Source organism: Paenibacillus sp. Y930, from assembly GCF_056786375.1.
Genome location: NZ_JBXCIX010000001.1, coordinates 1 through 17,443 on the forward strand (window position 1 = coordinate 1; position 17,443 = coordinate 17,443).

The 17,443-nt window shown below is 36.2% G+C and carries 25 protein-coding genes and 1 pseudogene; all 26 read left to right on the forward strand.

The window, feature by feature from the left end:
- Positions 1-158: 158 nt before the first annotated feature.
- The 26 genes and pseudogenes from AC1TO5_RS00005 to AC1TO5_RS00130 all read left to right on the forward strand — a co-directional run bounded on the left by AC1TO5_RS00005 (position 159) and on the right by AC1TO5_RS00130 (position 17,442).
- On the forward strand, positions 159-914 hold the full coding sequence (locus AC1TO5_RS00005) for a class I SAM-dependent methyltransferase (protein ID WP_482060742.1): 756 nt from the start codon (positions 159-161) through the stop codon (positions 912-914).
- A gap of 167 nt (positions 915-1,081) precedes the next feature.
- On the forward strand, positions 1,082-1,570 hold the full coding sequence (locus AC1TO5_RS00010) for an NUDIX hydrolase (protein ID WP_482060743.1): 489 nt from the start codon (positions 1,082-1,084) through the stop codon (positions 1,568-1,570).
- 43 nt (positions 1,571-1,613) lie between these two features.
- Positions 1,614-1,797 (forward strand): annotated as a pseudogene (locus AC1TO5_RS00015) (hypothetical protein).
- Positions 1,798-1,816: 19 nt separating this feature from the next.
- Positions 1,817-2,371 (forward strand): GNAT family N-acetyltransferase, encoded by a 555-nt coding sequence (locus tag AC1TO5_RS00020; protein WP_482060744.1) that lies wholly within the window; start codon positions 1,817-1,819, stop codon positions 2,369-2,371.
- Between the two features lie 210 nt (positions 2,372-2,581).
- Complete coding sequence (locus AC1TO5_RS00025; protein WP_482060745.1) at positions 2,582-3,043, forward strand: NUDIX domain-containing protein; 462 nt, start codon at positions 2,582-2,584, stop codon at positions 3,041-3,043.
- 6 nt (positions 3,044-3,049) lie between these two features.
- On the forward strand, positions 3,050-3,547 hold the full coding sequence (locus AC1TO5_RS00030) for a hypothetical protein (RefSeq protein WP_482060746.1): 498 nt from the start codon (positions 3,050-3,052) through the stop codon (positions 3,545-3,547).
- Positions 3,520-3,867, forward strand: coding sequence for a zinc ribbon domain-containing protein (locus tag AC1TO5_RS00035; RefSeq protein ID WP_482061782.1), 348 nt, complete (start codon positions 3,520-3,522; stop codon positions 3,865-3,867). The genes AC1TO5_RS00030 and AC1TO5_RS00035 overlap by 28 nt, the downstream gene beginning before the upstream one ends.
- Positions 3,868-3,993: 126 nt before the next feature.
- Complete coding sequence (locus AC1TO5_RS00040) at positions 3,994-4,362, forward strand: glyoxalase superfamily protein (RefSeq protein ID WP_482061783.1); 369 nt, start codon at positions 3,994-3,996, stop codon at positions 4,360-4,362.
- Positions 4,363-4,406: 44 nt separating this feature from the next.
- Complete coding sequence (locus AC1TO5_RS00045) at positions 4,407-4,658, forward strand: hypothetical protein (RefSeq protein WP_482060747.1); 252 nt, start codon at positions 4,407-4,409, stop codon at positions 4,656-4,658.
- 161 nt (positions 4,659-4,819) lie between these two features.
- Positions 4,820-5,554, forward strand: coding sequence for a metallophosphoesterase family protein (locus AC1TO5_RS00050; RefSeq protein WP_482060748.1), 735 nt, complete (start codon positions 4,820-4,822; stop codon positions 5,552-5,554).
- A 275-nt stretch (positions 5,555-5,829) separates the two neighbouring features.
- The gene (locus tag AC1TO5_RS00055; protein WP_482060749.1) at positions 5,830-6,726 is read left to right on the forward strand and encodes an alpha/beta fold hydrolase; all 897 of its coding nucleotides are present in this window, start codon (positions 5,830-5,832) and stop codon (positions 6,724-6,726) included.
- Positions 6,727-6,755: 29 nt separating this feature from the next.
- The gene (locus tag AC1TO5_RS00060) at positions 6,756-7,541 is read left to right on the forward strand and encodes a DUF4184 family protein (protein WP_482060750.1); all 786 of its coding nucleotides are present in this window, start codon (positions 6,756-6,758) and stop codon (positions 7,539-7,541) included.
- Positions 7,538-7,981, forward strand: a complete 444-nt coding sequence (locus AC1TO5_RS00065; protein WP_482060751.1) for a GNAT family N-acetyltransferase — start codon at positions 7,538-7,540, stop codon at positions 7,979-7,981. The genes AC1TO5_RS00060 and AC1TO5_RS00065 overlap by 4 nt, the downstream gene beginning before the upstream one ends.
- Before the next feature lie 82 nt (positions 7,982-8,063).
- Positions 8,064-8,468: a zinc ribbon domain-containing protein gene (locus tag AC1TO5_RS00070; protein WP_482060752.1), complete on the forward strand. Its 405-nt coding sequence runs from the start codon at positions 8,064-8,066 to the stop codon at positions 8,466-8,468.
- A 253-nt stretch (positions 8,469-8,721) separates the two neighbouring features.
- Positions 8,722-9,492: a nucleotidyltransferase domain-containing protein gene (locus AC1TO5_RS00075; protein ID WP_482060753.1), complete on the forward strand. Its 771-nt coding sequence runs from the start codon at positions 8,722-8,724 to the stop codon at positions 9,490-9,492.
- A gap of 91 nt (positions 9,493-9,583) precedes the next feature.
- Positions 9,584-9,937, forward strand: a complete 354-nt coding sequence (locus AC1TO5_RS00080) for an MOSC domain-containing protein (RefSeq protein ID WP_482060754.1) — start codon at positions 9,584-9,586, stop codon at positions 9,935-9,937.
- A 47-nt stretch (positions 9,938-9,984) separates the two neighbouring features.
- A complete protein-coding gene (locus AC1TO5_RS00085; protein WP_482060755.1) occupies positions 9,985-10,650 on the forward strand; it encodes an HD domain-containing protein in 666 nt (221 codons plus the stop codon).
- Positions 10,651-10,666: 16 nt separating this feature from the next.
- Positions 10,667-11,653: a serine hydrolase domain-containing protein gene (locus tag AC1TO5_RS00090; RefSeq protein ID WP_482060756.1), complete on the forward strand. Its 987-nt coding sequence runs from the start codon at positions 10,667-10,669 to the stop codon at positions 11,651-11,653.
- Between the two features lie 42 nt (positions 11,654-11,695).
- Positions 11,696-12,418 carry a hypothetical protein gene (locus tag AC1TO5_RS00095; protein ID WP_482060757.1) on the forward strand — a complete coding sequence of 241 codons (723 nt, stop codon included), beginning with the start codon at positions 11,696-11,698 and terminating at the stop codon, positions 12,416-12,418.
- Entirely contained in the window at positions 12,411-12,755 is a 345-nt protein-coding gene (locus AC1TO5_RS00100) for a hypothetical protein (protein WP_482060758.1), read from the forward strand. The genes AC1TO5_RS00095 and AC1TO5_RS00100 overlap by 8 nt, the downstream gene beginning before the upstream one ends.
- A 53-nt stretch (positions 12,756-12,808) precedes the next feature.
- Positions 12,809-13,315, forward strand: coding sequence for a DUF2569 domain-containing protein (locus tag AC1TO5_RS00105; RefSeq protein ID WP_482060759.1), 507 nt, complete (start codon positions 12,809-12,811; stop codon positions 13,313-13,315).
- Positions 13,316-13,412: 97 nt separating this feature from the next.
- Entirely contained in the window at positions 13,413-14,195 is a 783-nt protein-coding gene (locus AC1TO5_RS00110) for a class I SAM-dependent methyltransferase (RefSeq protein ID WP_482060760.1), read from the forward strand.
- Positions 14,196-14,243: 48 nt separating this feature from the next.
- Positions 14,244-15,044: an inositol monophosphatase family protein gene (locus tag AC1TO5_RS00115; RefSeq protein ID WP_482060761.1), complete on the forward strand. Its 801-nt coding sequence runs from the start codon at positions 14,244-14,246 to the stop codon at positions 15,042-15,044.
- 42 nt (positions 15,045-15,086) lie between these two features.
- Complete coding sequence (locus AC1TO5_RS00120; protein ID WP_482060762.1) at positions 15,087-15,893, forward strand: class I SAM-dependent methyltransferase; 807 nt, start codon at positions 15,087-15,089, stop codon at positions 15,891-15,893.
- A 31-nt stretch (positions 15,894-15,924) separates the two neighbouring features.
- Entirely contained in the window at positions 15,925-16,485 is a 561-nt protein-coding gene (locus tag AC1TO5_RS00125; RefSeq protein ID WP_482060763.1) for an AAA family ATPase, read from the forward strand.
- A 63-nt stretch (positions 16,486-16,548) separates the two neighbouring features.
- Positions 16,549-17,442, forward strand: a complete 894-nt coding sequence (locus AC1TO5_RS00130; RefSeq protein ID WP_482060764.1) for a PhzF family phenazine biosynthesis isomerase — start codon at positions 16,549-16,551, stop codon at positions 17,440-17,442.
- The last annotated feature ends 1 nt before the right edge of the window (position 17,443 follow it).

Sequence of the window (17,443 nt, forward strand, 5' to 3'; positions counted from 1 at the left end):
TATCTGAGATATTTGAACATACTATCGGAATCCGTGAAACTGTATAACATCAATATTTTTACTTGCTTCACTAACGGGGAACGATAGTTCAATGCCATCAAGGCAGCCTTTTCTCAACTAACAGACCAAAAAATGAAGCACTAGGAGAGTGACGAAAAATGAACAGTAAAGAACGTTTTTCGGACCGGGTCGATTCATATGTAATGTACCGCCCGAGCTATCCGAAAGAGGCTATTAATTATTTGTACGACATCATCGGTTTGCGTTCGAACAGTAAAATAGCAGACATCGGTTCCGGAACAGGGATCTTTTCAAAGCTACTTCTGGAACGCGGAAGCAATGTGATTGCGGTCGAGCCGAATCAGGCAATGCGGGTAGCAGCCGAGCAAATGTTAGGAAGCAATCCGAACTTTCAGACTATATCGGGTTCTGCAGAATCTACTGGATTACCTGATCAGTCGGTTGAGTTTATTGTCTGCGCACAAGCGTTTCACTGGTTTGATCGCTTAGCTGCCCAAACCGAGTTCCGTAGAATTCTACAGCCAGGTGGGAGAGTAATACTAATCTGGAATTCCCGTCTTACTAACGGTACGGCATTTCGCGAAGAATACGATCAGCTGCTTCATACATACGGAACTGACTACGAAAAAATCAATCATAAAAATATTTCACAGACGATGCTTCTCTCTTTTTTTAAGGAAGGTACGATGCAAGTAGGGAGATTCGGAATGAGTCAGGAGTTCGATTTCGAGGGCTTGAGAGGCCGTTTGCTATCCTCTTCCTACAGTCCTGTACCTGGGCATCCGAATTACGATCCGATGATGACGGAACTTCGAAATCTATTTGATAGGAATAAGCAGGATGGTATTGTTCTATTCGATTATGAAACTGAGATATTTTGGGGGAAAGTATAGCTCAAGCTTCGATTATAGAGAATCATTGTACTAACAGGGAACTATACCGCAATAATCAACATGGAATAAATATACAGATTTAACGTTTGGTTTATGCTTCCGAAGTAACTTTTTGTTTCACAGAAGTTATATCAGGTAGCTACAAAAAGTTTTTGGGAGGTCGTGAAATGGCGTTTCCGACACATATTGTATCGGCAGGCGGAATTGTAGAAGATGGAACTGGAAATATCCTATTAGTAAAAGTACATGACGATGGTTGGGTGTATCCTGGTGGGATAACTGAAGTTGGAGAAAACCTGATTGATGGCGTGATTCGTGAAATCAAAGAGGAAAGTGGAATAGACACCACTGTTAGCCATTTAATTAGTGTTGTTTCGAATACAGCGATCCATAAGTGGTACGACGGTGTGACTGATGTACCTACGAAGGTCATGTTTGATTTCGTGTGCAAAGTAGTAGGAGGAGAGTTAGCTACTTCTGATGAAACGAGCGAGTGCAGGTGGGTTCCAAAGGAAAATGTTCTCGATTTGATCACTTTACCCGCAATACGAATGCGTTATGAGGCTTATTTGAACTTTAACGGCTCTGTGAATTACATGGAGTACGTCACTGCGACAACGTCAGAATGTAATGTTAAGCTTCAAAGGCATGTTTAGTTGTATGGGGGCTCGTGTTTAAGAATCTTTGCACTAACGGGACATGCTAGCTAGAAACAAGTGGAGAAGTTTAACGGCTGAAAAGATATTTAATGGCATTAACTTATATGAAGTTCGATCAGCTGGAACAGAAGAGAATGATACGACTAGATATTCCAGATGAATATGAATACATGGATGAAGAACTAATTGATTTGTTACAATCAAGAGTGTCAGAATATATATAAAGGAATAGAGGGAAATCACTTGCCACATATTATAGGTAGCCGAATTATATTAAGAGAATATAGATCAGAAGATTTAGAATACATTAGAAGCTGGTGTAATAATCCAGCCATTACGAACTTCTTGTCGGATACCTTCTTATACCCACATACTGTCAACGGAACTGAATCATATCTTAATTCAATACTAGAAGGGAAAACCGGGCAGAAAGGATTTATTATTGCCGATAAAGACTCAGAACAATACATTGGTCAGATTGATTTGTCGCATATTGATTGGAAAAATAGAAGTACTGAAATGGGAATGGTAATTGGAGATACTCAATTTCACAATCAAGGGATTGGGACAGAAGCTATACAATTATTACAGCAATTTGTCTTTCAACAATTAAATTTACATAGATTACAACTTGAAGTATTTGATTATAATGAACGAGCGATTGCCTGCTATAAGAAATGTGGATTTAAAGAAGAAGGTAGACTGCGACAGAGGTATTTCTCTAAAGGCATTTATTCAGATGTAATAATTATGGGAATTCTGAAAAATGAATATTTAGACAATCTACTACCCACTTAATGCATAAAACGCAGAAGCAGCATACCAACTCAGACGCCCACCTAAGATAAAAGCTATCTAGAGTGGGCGTTTATCATATTCATTAGCCTTTATTAATACCTGCAAAAGGAGTAATAGTCATGATAAATGAGCTTAATAGGAAGTAGTATACGTCGACTAACAAATTAATAACAACAATAAAATACAATGAATTTTAAAGGAGCTAACGTAATGACTCTTTGTAAAAATCAACGAGGAGATATTTTTGAGACAGTTTTACCGATAACGGAGGAAGAAGCAGCTACGATTAAATTAGATTATCCGATAACACACGCACTCGTAGTAGCTAAAAATAGTGATGGATTTTTACTTATTCTTAATCACTGGAAACAGAATTGGGAATTAGTCGGAGGGATTAAAGAAGAAGGAGAAACTTTAAGAGAGTGTGCATTAAGAGAAATGGAAGAAGAATCCAATCAAAGACCAGCTACGATAAAGTTCATGGGATTGATGAAATTCAAATTACATAATGGAAAGACAGAATACGCTGGTTTATTCACGGCATGGATCCAGGAGACAAGACCATTTATTCCAAATACAGAAGCAGATAAGATTGTATTTTGGAATGGACAAGATGATTTAGGGCGAATTGATGAAATTGATCAATACCTGCTAAGTTATTATGAAGATTAAAAAGGAATGATTAATATAGACGCACAAACATTGGCTATTATGGCTTGCCAGAGATCAAAACAATACGTCGTTGAATTAATCTTCGCTTATCCGCTCGATACGAAGGAACGAGTACAAGACCACATGCTGGCGATTGATCTTGGTGTCGTCAATCTTGCAACCATCGTCACGACGACCGGAGCGAAACCGATCCTCGTGAAGGGCAAGATCGTGAAAGCGATCAATCAGTATTACAACAAGATGAAAACGTATTATACTAGCATTCTTCGTCAGGGTAAAGAACCTCGTGAGGGTGCGTATACAACGGCTCCATCTGAAACGCCATCGGAGGATCAAAGACTTGTTCCACAAGACAAGCTATCATATTGTTCGGTTAGCCGTGGAATACAATATCGGTACGATCGCCACTTTTACATAACGATGTATGGAAACAATCGCACGGAATCGGACGGCGAAACAATCAGTCCTTCCATCATATTCCCCATCACATGCTCATCAAGATGATCGAGTATAAGGTAGCTGAGCAGGGAATCATCGTGATCCTGACCGAAGAGGCGTATACTTCGAAAGCCAGTTTTGTGGATCAAGATCCGTTACCGAGTTATGGTGAAGAAGGGACATGGAACTTCTCAGGCAAACGGATGTCTCGTGGTCTGTATCAGAACACGAAGGGTTTGATTCATGCCGATGTCAACGGTGCAGCCAATATTATGCGAAAAGTATTCCCAAACGTATCTGTCAAAGGAGCGAATGGGATAGAGGGGTTGGATGGTAACCAGACCATCAACGAGTCAACTCCACTGGTGTTAAGCATCCTGAAATAAATGGGATGAACCATCAGAAACCCCCACTTCAATCGAAGCGACAGCTTTGGTAAGTGGCGGGAGTATTCATTAATATTCAAAAAAGTAAGGTAATTTCCTTTAACAACTAGGAGGTTGACGTTATTGCTGCAACAAATTGTACCAATTCTACGTATATTTGATATAACGAAAGCTCAAGAGTTTTATATCCATTACTTAGGATTCAAGTTAGATTGGGAACATCGCTTTGATTCGGATTTACCATTATATATGCAAGTCTCAAGGAACAATATTAAGATTCACTTAAGCGAACATCACGGGGATTGTAGCCCTGGAGCTGCCATTAGAATTGAAGTCGATGGAATTAAAGATTTCCATCGCGAGCTTATTAATAAAGACTATAACTATTCAAGACCTGGATTAGAATTAACCCCTTGGGGAAACGAAGAATGTTGTGTAACGGATCCTTTTGGTAATCGAATCATCTTTTATGCTGAACTAAACTCAGACAAGTAAAAGACATACAAATGATAGGGATACTGAATGGGAGGCCAATTTCTATGGGGTATTTATTTTTATTTGTAGTTTTTATCGTCGTTAATATCGTTATCTATATGAATGCTGGAATTGCAGGGTTTCTAATTTATAATTTTGCGGTTATTTCAATATTTTTAGTCATGATATATGACAAAATTGGTAAAAGGTCATATGATATCAATAGAATGAAAGAGATTTTTGAAGATCAAAAATTAAAGCAGCCAATACATGCATCTGAGGAAGGAAATACACCTTATCAAAAAGAAGATGTCTAAACAAGGACTCTTCGCACTCATTAAATATCAAATTCCATCATATTCGACAACAGAGAACCCTACCTAGAGAAAGCGAAAGCTGCAATAGGTAGGGTTCTGTCGTAATTAAATGTAAGGATGTTACAAATAATGAAAAAGATTTATTTTATAGGAGGCAATGTATGAGTAGAATTATAATGATAAGTGACATTCATGGATGTATAGATCAATTTGATCAATTAATCACTGCGTTGGAGTTAAGTTCAGCTTCGGATAAGTTAATATTACTTGGTGATTATGTCGACAGAGGCCCTAATAGTAAAGAGGTGGTTGATAAAGTCATATTGCTAGTTAAAGAATATGGCGCGATTGCATTACGAGGTAACCACGATCAACGATTAGTAGATTTAATTAGAAAACCAGATAAAACTATTGAGTCGAAATTCATCGAGCACGGTGGTATTGAAACGATGAATAGTTATTGTGGCTATAAGTTTGGAAATTCAGATATAGACTTGAATACCGCGATCTCTATCATTAAGGATAATTACAGTCATCATATTGAATTTCTTAGTAAACTAGCTCTATATTACGAAGACGATCATCATCTCTATGTGCATGCAGGCATTAACCCTAATTATAGTAATTGGAAGGAACAATCCGATTATGATTTTATGTATATTAAGGATGAATTTATCTCGCAACCAACAGTCATAGATAAGAAGGTAGTATTCGGTCATACGAAGGTTATTGATATACATGGCAAAGCAGATGTTTGGTTTGGTGAAGATAAGATAGGGATTGATGGTGGATGTGCATACGGTCTACAGTTAAACGGTTTAATCTTTCAGGATGGGCAATACAACACTATCACGATATCTAGTGGTACTAATCGTATGGAAAGGTTGAACAAATAACGAATGATCTTATCAGTGATACGAAGTACACTCGCGATGAACTAGAAATATTCGAAGCCATCGCTTGCCTAAGATTTATTTTACTCAGTAGAATAGCAGCAGTTCCAAAAAGAGCTAATACGATCTCGAAAGTCAAAAAAATTTTAATGAGTAACAAATACTTGAATGAAGCATTACTTTATTAGATGAATTCCGCAATTATGTTAACTAAATTTCAAATCCGATTGAAGGAAGGTCTATGCTCAACCACTAATCTAAACTAGGAGTGAAATCTAGTGAAAAGATACAAATCTAGCGAAGGGCAGCATCTTATCTACGAATCCTATAATAGATTATTGGTACAATGGGATGTCATATACGAAGAGAAAGACATTGTGACATCGTATGGAAGTACACATCTTATTCTAGCAGGTGCACCAACTAATCCTCCTTTAATACTGTTACATGGGACGGCAGACAACTCGGCGATGATGTGGATCTATAATATACAACAGCTATCTGAACGATTTTATGTTATTGCTGTAGATGCGATTGGAGGGTCTGGTAAGAGTGAACCAATTGATAACTATTATCAAAATTTTGACCAGACAATTTGGCTTGATGAACTACTAGAATCATTGAGTATAGAAACAACGCATATTGCTGGTGTGTCCTATGGTGCCTACCTAGCTTATCATTATGCAATCATGAGACCTTCTAAAGTTACTAAAATTGTTTGTATGGCAGGGAGAATCGCAAGTAGCCAGTTTGAAGTGATGAGCAAAATGATGAAAGCATTTCTTCCAGAAGCATTATTTCCTACAGAGAAAAATTGTAAAAAATTACTGAGAAAGCTAAGTGGATCGAATTACTCCGTATTTGAAAATAATGGTGAGTTGATGAACCATTGGTTTTATCTACTTAAATATTTCAATAATAAGTCGATGATGCAGCATAAAATAACTATATTTACTACTGAGCAAATTAGATTAGTTAGAGAAAAATCATTATTTCTAATCGGCGATAAAGATATGCTAAGTAACTATCCAAAAGCAATAAAAAGGCTTAATGAGAATCAATTCAACTATAAGATCATTCAAAATGCGGGCCATGCGATCAATCACGAGCAAGCAGAGCAAATTAATGCAGAAATCATTAATTATCTTTCCGATTCGTTACATAGATCTGATTAACTATAATTCATTTTGAATAGGAGTACATTATGCCGTTTACATTATCACATGCAATGTTCGCAGTACCCTTAAAGTATATTAAGCCAAAGTATTTCAGTACGACAGGATTGATATTAGGAAGTATGTCTCCTGACTTTGAATATTTCATTAGGCTAGAGCCATTTAGAAGTATTGGCCATTCATTAGCAGGCTTATTTCTTCAAGCTATACCTATTTCAATGATAATTGCTTATCTCGTTCATCATCTAATAAAAATGCCATTGTCTCTTCATGTAACGTCACATTATAATCTTAGTTCAAGACTCTATCAATTTTTACATCAGGAGAACTTAAATACAGTGAGATCATGGTTAGTACTCATCATGTCAATAATAATAGGATTTGGAACTCATATTATTATTGATGGTTTTACTCATGCACATGGTTTTTTCGTCGACTTACTGCCTGCATTGAATGAGGTGCTTATTATGAATATACCAACGTATAAAGCACTACAATATACATCATCTATTGTAGGACTTGTATTTATTGTATGTATGGTTGGCTATTACCTGTTCAGTAGTCATCCTTCTCAAAAAGCAGGAACAGCTGTTACGAAAAAACAGAAAAGAATATATTGGCTGATCGTTCTTGTAACCGCGTTCGTTGTCACAATATCGAAATTATTGCTATCAGCAAGTCATAACGTCCTTGGAATAATGTTTGTTGCACCAATTAGTGGAACTTTTCTTGGCGTGATAGTAGCTTCAATCATTTGGAAAATACGAATGAGTATGATTAAAATCGAGGACAAGGGGAGGAATCATTCATCATGAATATTCGTGAATTTGTAGAGAGTAAAGACTTTGATAATTGTATTACTCTCTTTTTGAACGTATTTAATCGTGAACCATGGAATGACAATTGGTCGATCGAAGGTGCTGCGCAGTATTTAACAGACTATGTATGTACTCCTGGGTTTAAAGGATATATTGCGGAGGAAGACGGAGTTGTCCAAGGATTTATATTGGGATTTCGAAAAAGATGGTGGGAAGGCGATGAATTTTACATTAATGAAATGTGTGTTCAAGTTGATGGGCAAAGAAGAGGCATAGGAACACAATTAATGAAACATGTAGAGCAAAATTTAATATCTAATGGTATACGAAATATAACGTTATTGACAAACAGGGGGATTCCAGCAGAAAAATTTTATACAAAGAACGGATTTCAAGTGATTGAAAGACTTATTTTTCTGCATAAGCGAATTGAGTAGTGACTATTAATAACTCGAGAATTTAATTTGTTTATAGATCATCCGAATATTGTTGATCATTTAATAGATAGGATGTGCTGATATGATAGAATGCCCTTGGTGTCAAAATGAGATAGAAATCAAGAACGGTAAATGTCCAGAATGTCATCGTAAGTTACACGACGTATCTGAGCGTGATTTTGCTATATCAGATTCATCAGACTCAGAACCTTTACATTATTCAGATGAAGAATATGGATATGATCTTTCTATAGAAGATTTGATCAGAGGCAATTTTAAGTGTGCAAAGTGTAAATGCGATGATTGTCGAGTGAAGGAAGTTGCGATGACGGGTAATGGGTTAAGTAAATTATTTGATATTCAGCATAATCATTTCCTATTTGTTTCATGTAACAACTGTGGCTACGTTGAAATCTATGATCCTAGTGTCTTGAATGGAAAGAAGGCAGGAACACTAGGTTCTGTCATGGATATTCTCTTTGGATAACATTTAAAATGGAGGTCACCATCGTGTTTATCGTAATCGTTTTGTTGGTTATAATTCTTATCTGTGTAGTTAGTATCGAATTAACATTGAAAAGCCAATTGAGTTATTCTAAAGAAATCGATAAATCTCTGAAGCAATTAATTTCTTTACAGAGAAAACAATCGTCATCTCAGCAGACAGATCATTCAACTTGGGTATAGTTAGTCTTATAAAGATAGAAAGCATTTATTATTAACATCAGGGGGATTCATTCATGAAACCATGGGAAATAGCTCTCGAACAGTTTTTAGCAACTTGGGAGCATAACGAAGATGTCGTTGGCGCATTGGTTTGCGGTAGCTATATTACCGGCGAACCATCTAATAGATCAGATATCGATGTTCATATTATATTGTCAGATGAAGTTGAGTGGAGGGAAAGAGGGAATTGCATCATTAACGGATTGTTAATCGAGTATTTCGCTAATCCACCTCAACAAATCCGAAGCTACTTCCAGGAAGATTATAATGAACATCGTACGATGGCGATGGTTCAATTTATTACTGGCAAAGTTATCTTTGATCATACTGGAGTTATCGAGCTGCTAAAGCAGGAAGCGCTAAGCTGGAAATCCAAAAGCTACGAGAGCCTGCCCGCTTCACTGATTGAAGTGAAGAAATACACTTTATGGGATGCATACGATAATCTACTGGATTGTTATGAGCAAAAACGATCTGATTTCAAATTTGTTTATTATAACTCCATGTGTCAATTGTTCGATACATATTGCTCTATACTTCACATAGAGCAAATTCCTCATTATCAGATTAGTCGTTACTTAACGGAAGCAGCCTACTTGAAGATGTATATGAAACAAGCCTTTCCAGACCAACTATTCAGTAATATGTACATCGAAGCAATGATAGTAGAAACTGCAGATCAGATGCTTCAATACTACAGCAGGCTGACAGAATATGTGTTACAAGAAGCGGGTGGCTTTCATATCGATGGATGGAAATTACGGAGTAATCTACAATTAAGCTAGATGCTCATATACTCATCGTTCATCATGAGAGAATAAATGGGATGCGAAGCTATTACAGGAAATTCAGCAATATTCAAAGACAACGATATCGATGGAACAGTTTGAACTAGAGTCTAGTCCTCTTCTTGGCGTTGATGATGCGAGTGTACTAATTATTACAGATCGTTCATTAGAGAAGCTGCAGGAGCTTTATGGCAAACGAATTGATCATCGAAGATTTAGAGCGAATTTCTATATTACACTTGAAGAAGATATTAATGAAGTTGATCTTATTGGTCGACGCCTTATGATCGGAAATAGTAAGCTTACGATTAAGTATCCTTGTGAGCGCTGTGCAATGATTACAATCGATCCAGATACGTTAGAGAAGGATGTTAGTCTGCTTAAACTCATAAAAGTTGGAACGGTAAAGACAAATGATCCTATCTACGTAGTTCAGGAATAACATTTACAAAATATATTATTACATCATTAGTTAGGAGGTTTTATCTAATGAACTATAGACACATCATTCAGCAAGCAGAGCTTTATGTGAGAGATGAACTTGAAAATGATACAACAGGGCATGACTGGTGGCATATTGAAAGAGTTCGAAGAATGGCGCTCACTCTTGCTGCTTCTGAAGAGAACGCTGATTTATTTATATGTGAACTAGCAGCTTTATTGCATGATGTCGCTGACGAAAAATTGAATGAAAGTAAGCTTGCTGGAATGAGTAAAGTAGACAACTGGCTTCGCCATCATATTGATGATGAAACGATTATTAATCATTTACTAGAAATCATTTCTACAATGTCTTATAACGGCGGCTCGAATCCACCTATGAACACATTAGAGGGGGAAATTGTACAAGATGCTGATCGTTTAGATGCTTTAGGAGCAATTGGAATAGCACGAACATTTATTTATTCAGGTCGCAAAGGACAATTGCTGCATGATCCTGACCAAGTTATTAGTAGTTCAGATTATAGGTCATCAAACAAGACAGCTATCATGCATTTTTATGATAAATTGTTACTTGTGAAAGATTTGATGAATACAACATATGCAAAGCAACTTGCTGAAGAAAGACATCAGTTTATAGAAAACTTTTTACAACAATTTTATGATGAGTGGAATTTCAATAGTGAAGAGACGGCCAAATATTTAATCAATTGAGCATTGGGAGGATAATATGATCAACACACAATCATTACGAGAAGAAATTGTTACCTATGTAACAGAACAACATAATCATTCACAATTTTATGGTAGTATTCTAGCTGCGAATAGCGATGGGATTATTGTTAATGAATCATTTGGATTCTCCAACATCGAGATGAATGTTCCTAATCATTCTCGAACGAAATATAGAATAGGTTCACTAACGAAAGCCTTTACTGCTGTTGCAATTCTTCAACTTATTAGTCAGCATAAAACAACATTAGACTGTACGCTTGATAAATACATAGGTGATTTCCAAGACGGCAATGAAATTACTATTCATCATCTGTTATCACACACTTCTGGTATTTACAATTTTTCTAACCGTGAAGATGTCATGGAGTGGTATAAGGGTAATTCAAGTCTGACAGCTACGATAGATACTTTTAAAAATAAGCCACTTCAATTCAAACCCGGTGAGCGCTTTGAATACTCAAATTCCAATTACATATTACTCACTTATATAATTGAACAGCTCGCTGATACTAGCTATGAACAATACTTACAAGAAAATATTTTTGAGCCACTTGAGATGAACGATACAGGTTACGATCACAATACCCATATTATTACAAATAGAGCTGCTGGTTATTTTTTCGACAATGAAGTTATTAGAAATGTTCCCTATATTAACATGGACATTCCACAAGGTGCTGGGGGACTATATTCTACTGTTGAAGATATGTATAAATGGGATAGGGGATTACGTAGTAATAAACTGCTAGATGCTGACTTGATGAAAAAGATGTTTACACCTAATCTTGAACACTACGGTTATGGTTGGATTATTCAACAATTTGATGGTCGTGAAGTCGTATTCCATACTGGTGGTATCCATGGTTTTAACTCAGTTATGTGTAGACTAATAGAAGAAGAAGTTTGTGTCATCGCATTATGTAACTACTCGATAGATGTTGGGGCTATTGCAGTGCATGTTTCGAAAATGCTGATAGATTAAATATTCTTTATATAAAAATGATCAGTATAGAGGGACGGCCTAATGAAGACAAAACAGCGAGTAAGAGATGTAATCTATATAAATGGTCGGGAATTAGATAATAAATGCTTTTACTCATATGGAATAGAATTTTATGAGTTTATGTCGTGCGTTGAACAAAGACCAGAGAATCTAATTCTATTGAAACATAATTTTGATAACGCACAATTGAACCTAGACTCAAGATTCGAATATGTAACCTCTCAGGAAATTGATGAGTTAATTGCTGATGATGTATACGGATATGGAGATTTTTGTTGGGTAGATTTCAATAAAGAAGACGATCTCGATAATTTGACGGCACTTCAAATCGCTGAGCTACTTTACTTTGGACATCTTGCTAAACCATTACATGTTATTCCCAAACGCAGATTTGCATATTATGCACATGATGATGGTTGGTTTAATAAGCTTTATGTCCGTGAGCTAGAAGACTATGAATTGATATTATCCAGAGCTATTACGTTCAAATTAAGAAAATTCACAAGAAAACAAATAACAAATATACCTAGTGACATTTCAAAAATACTGTTGAACGCGACAAAGGAAGGTTTGTTTATTGATTTTTCAAAGATGCAAACAACCAAACTTGAAATTAGAATACCAATAACTGCGGTAGGACATTACATGGATATGAATGCCGTTTACGAGCTGAAAGATGAAATTACCGAGTACAAAATCTGGTTAGTTCATCGGAATAGAGAATGGAGGGTAATCAATGAATAAAAGAATATTGATAGAATCTATAATTTTCGCAATATTATTAATGGCATTAATTATTGGCTGGCAAGTTTTACAAGGTTATTTGAACACTCAAAACCTATCCAGCGAGTTTCCTAGTGAGTTATCTACTGAAATAACTGTAGACACTGCTTTTCTCAATCATTCTAACGGCACGGTTCACATTGCATATTGGACTAGTCCATCAATATTATTTGGCGTTGATCATCCATTTGGACTAGATGATTTACTAGAATTAGTGGGTGTATTTCTAATATTTTCCGCACCTTATTACTTCATACGGATGTATGTTAATAAACGTAAAACCGCTAGAAACAAATAACGAAATAAATTTAATACGTATGTAAGTACGTGAAAAATGAGAGGGAATATGATATGGAACCTAATAGAGAAGAAAAAATCATAAACTATAGTGCACTGGGAGTATCAGGTTTAGGAGGATGGTTAATTTTAGTTCAAATAGGACTATACATTACGATTATTAGTTTACTCGTGCAGCTTGTTCAGTACTCTTTGCCATCACTAGATCCTGAAGTTTGGTCACAATTCACTTCCATAGATTCAGTATTTTTTCATCCTTTGTGGAGTACTATTATAATCTTTGAAGTCGTTTGGAATATAAGTTTATTAATCTTTTGTTGTTTCTCCTTAATTAATTTATATCTCAAAAAATCTATTTTCCCTAAACTTATGATTATTTTGTATGGTTCAAGTTTATTAGTCGGGATCATTGACGCAGCACTTCTTGCACAAATACCGTTAGTTCAAGAACTTGAGGATGGTAGTACAATCACTGATATTATTCGTTCAGCAATTACTTGCGCGATATGGATACCTTACTTTATAAGATCAGAGCGAGTTGCAAATACATTTGTTAAGTAGTGCTAGCTCCTAGCATATCAATACCTGCTTTGGCAACTTATCTAAGCGTATAACTGCAAATACGTTGTCAAAGTTATATTCTAATGAGGTGATAGATTTGAAAATTAATTTTGGAAAAGTATCTAATGATTATGCTAAGTATCGTGATCGATTACCAGAGGTGTTATTTGAACAACTCGAGGAAAAAGGTATTACTATCAAGAATAGAGAAATCATTGAATTAGGTGCTGGTACAGGGATCGTGAGTAGGCATTTGGTTGAATATGGTGCGAACGTGATTGGGATTGAACCTTCCATTGAATTGATCGAAGAAGCTGTTCAGATGGATCAACAATTAGAAGTTACTAACATAAAGTATATTTTGTCAACAGCAGAGGATTTTGAATATGCACAAGTAGTTCCCATAATAATTGCTGTTCGTGCATGGCATTGGTTCGATCGTTCTGAAGTTTTACGCAACATTGAAAAACATTTAGACAATGACGGTTATTTAATTGTAATCAACTCAATATTCAAACCTGATTCTGAGATTGCTAGAATGACCTTTGAAGTTCTAACGAACAATCAGATTGTCCTCAAACCAGCAGGGTCTAACGCTGATGCTGTTGAACGTAAAATGGGGTTCCCACTTAATTGGTTCGATGAATGGGAGAGTCATTCCTTGCAACTGATTGATGTGTGGCAACAAGACTATATGCTTGAATTCACCCATGAAGAGTGGTGCGGAAAGATTAGATCTGTATCTTGGTTGACTAACGAAAGTGATCAATCCAAAACGATAATAACAAATGAACTAATGGATAGAATATCAACTTTTGACGCTGTCCTCAAAATCCCTCATCAATATTCTATTGCCATATTAAGACATTCGAAGTTATAATAGTCTGAATATTCTAAGTTCATTATAATAAATAGAAGAGGTGCATCAGTGGATTATCAAATAATAAACGATGCAAGACAGTTATGTGAATCTATCATTATTCAAGCTGGCAATATAGCAAAAAGTAAATTCGATAACTTCAAAGGTTTAGAATTGAAAGATGAGTTCGGAGATATAGTAACTGAAGTAGATCATTTGACGGAGCAATTAATTGTCAATGCGATTTTAACGACATTTCCAGACCACCACGTTCATAGTGAGGAAATAGGGGATCTAGGAGTAGAAAGTGACTGGCTTTGGTTAATCGACCCGCTTGACGGAACTAATAATTTCGCGATTGGTCTACCCGTATTTTCTACTTCTATTACACTGATGTATCAGTCTGAACCTGTTCTTGGCGTCATCTATGAGCCGATGACAGAACGTTTATTTATTGCCGAGAAAGGTAATGGCGCGACATGTAATGGATTACCTATGTTAGTCAAAAGTAATACGAATCTATTCAAAGGTAATCTAGGTTGGATTCAAGGCCATAAAGTACAAAACCACACGATTGCGGTAGGATTGAGACAACATATTGATTTGAAATTTAAGAGAATGATGAGACTTTGGGCTCCGACACTGCAATGGTGTATGTTAGCCAAGGGTGATATCGATGGGATTATATTATATAACTCCGAGGGCGACGATCTTTATTCTGGTATTTTAATGGTAAAAGAAGCTGGCGGGATTGTCATCGACTTTGAAGGCAATGAATTTATTGGGATGAATGATGAACCTTACCTAATTGCATGTCATCCTGACCATAAAAACGAACTATTAAGAGTTGTTAGAGAAGGCATGCACTAGAGATTGGCAATGTCACAACTAAACTAGAATGAGGGATCCTATATGCAGCAGACATATCCATTCGATGCTTTTGAAGAGAATCTAAAACGCACTGAAATAGAAAGACTAACTAAAAATGTTGATATTCATTCAAAAACGATTACAGATATATTCCTTAACCATGGTCTTATACATTCAAGTAAAGTGCTTGATGTTGGTTGTGGAACGGGTGCGATGCTAAATTTATTTGCTAATATGCTTCCACAGACCGAATTTATAGGAATAGATAGTAGTCAAGATATATTAAGAAGCTTACAATCCGAACAGTTGAATAACGTTACTGTACTACAAGCTGAAGCGACTAGACTTCCATTCGATGATAATACATTCGACTTTGTATATACTCGCTTAGTACTTATGCATAATCAATATCCTGAAGATATTATTCAGGAGATGAAGCGTGTATGTAAACCTAAAGGAACCATTGTCTGCGTTGATGTTGATGACGAGACAATGATCTTCTACCCCTTTGCCGATGAGTTTTCAGAGCTAATTCGAGCTAATGTACGATATGCAAAGACCAATGGTACAGATCGATTAATTGGTAGGAAGTTATTTTTTCTATATAAATCTGTTGGCATAGACGATGTTAAAGTCATTACCGACACTAGTGATTTCACAGGTTTTTATGATGAAATACCTTTCCCTTTACGATTAGCAATGGGCAGAGAACAAGCTAGACATCTCGTTCAAGCACAATTAATTTCGGAAGAACAGCGAATTGACTTCGTCGAGAAGGTAGAAACATTCTGCCAAGACCCTAATAGATTTTATTCAGGCTCATTCTTTTATTGTATTGGTACCAAATAAATGACTCAATAATTAAGGAGGCTCGCTCGGTATGAAACTAATCATCATATTTGGCCCACAGGCTGTAGGGAAGATGACGGTAGGACAACACCTTGCTGAGATTACTAATCTGAAGCTTTTCCATAATCATATGACGATTGATTTGGTATCTAATTTCTTTGATTACGGAAGTTCATCTGGCAAACGGTTGGTCGGATTATTCAGACAAGAAATATTTGAAGAAGTAGCCAAAAGCGAACTTGAAGGCTTAATCTTCACCTTCGTATGGGGCTTAGATCTTGCTGACGATTGGGAATATGTTAAGAATATTAGTTCTATCTTTGAAAATGAGAATGGAACGGTTTATTTGGTAGAGCTTGAAGCCGACCTCGAAGAGCGACTTGAAAGAAACAAAAGTGACAATAGACTATTACATAAACCAACCAAACGAAATATCGCCAGATCCGAACATGATCTACTAGAGACATTAAAACATCATAGATTGAATTCCCATCCTAATGAGATACAATCAGATAACTACGTGAAGATTAACAATACAAACTTAACACCAATCGAGGTAGCAGCTATAATCCGCGATACATTTAAGTTGTAAAGTATCGCCACTTTGGAAAACTCCCGATGAGCATATCTTTTGGAGAGATGAGGTGACAGTCTAATGAGTTCCGCAGTTACTGTTTATCATTATGATGCCTTTTCCAATCTTGCTAATAAAGGAAATCCAGCAGGTGTAGTCATAGTTGAAGAACATTTAAGCGAAGAACAAATGCAAAAAGTAGCGTACAATGTGGGCTTTAATGAAACAGTATTTATTATCAAATCAGACATAGCAGATGTGAAATTGAAATTTTTCACTCCTGGACATGAAATCAATCTGTGTGGACACGCAACAATGGCATCACTATATTGTCTAAAGACTAGAGGGTTGTTAGAGGGAAAAGATCATATTTCGATTGAAACGAATGTCGGAATACTAGATATTCATTTTTCCACAAAAAATAAGCAGATATATATTGAAATGAATCAAAGCGAACCTATTTTCAGACCTTTTAATGGTGATGTTCATAAATTAGCACAGTCGATAGGATTATCTGTCAGCGATATAGATCATTCCAAACCAATTGTATTCGGAAGTACAGGGACGTGGACATTATTGATTCCTATAGTTCAACTAGATTCCTTCAAAAAAATGATTCCATTCAATAAAGACTTTCCTCAAGTATTATTAGAGAACCCAAGAGCTTCAATACATCCATTTTGTCTGGAAACTGTACATGCTGATGCCTTTATGCATGCAAGACATTTCTCTTCTCCTTATTCGGGTACAATAGAAGATCCAGTAACAGGCACAGCCTCTGGAGTAATGGGGGCTTACTATTTAACCTACATTAACAAAGAGATTAATGAAACTACATTTATCGTTGAACAAGGGCAGGACATCGGAAGAGATGGTAGAGTAATCGTTAATGCTAGCAGAAGCAACGATAAAATAAATGTTTCAATTACTGGTACTGCTGTGTTTGTGAAAGAGATGTATATTCAACTTCAATAGT